The sequence below is a fragment of the Butyricicoccus sp. AF18-9LB genome, assembly GCF_027684505.1.
In the GTDB taxonomy this organism is placed as follows: domain Bacteria; phylum Bacillota; class Clostridia; order Oscillospirales; family Butyricicoccaceae; genus Agathobaculum; species Agathobaculum butyriciproducens.
This window is the reverse complement of the sequence record NZ_JAQCWA010000065.1, coordinates 434-810: the sequence shown is the minus strand read 5'-3', so window position 1 is coordinate 810 and position 377 is coordinate 434. Positions and strand designations below refer to the sequence as shown.

The following is a 377-nucleotide window of genomic DNA, read 5'->3' as shown; positions in this document are numbered from 1 at the left end:
AGACCGCTATGGCGGCTGTGGCTTCGTCTAAAACGGCCGCAACGGCTATCGAAGCCAGCAGCACAGCGGTTTCTGCGCTAATTAGTAGCCCACTAAAAGTAACTGACTCCGGTGGGTATGGACACACCAATAATAAAAGAAACGTCAGATCCGGTCGGGCGTTCATTATTTCTGTTAAATTTGGTACCTCCAGCAATACCAGCTACTACGGGAATATCTCCACATTTTTGCTTGGTTCGTCCTCGTACCGGGCAACCTGTAACGCATCGGCTCGCGCTATCAATAGGTTTGCAACCAGTATTGTTTGCTATGGTGAATACACAGGCTCGCTGAACGACAATGTCAACTATTCGCAGGTAGTTTACATCCCTTGTTAA

At 48.0% G+C, this 377-nt stretch carries 1 protein-coding gene; it reads left to right on the top strand.

Features of this window, described 5'->3' with window-relative positions:
- Positions 1–377: hypothetical protein (locus PGY33_RS14320; RefSeq protein ID WP_270479217.1), on the top strand; the 377-nt coding region annotated here is incomplete at its 5' end.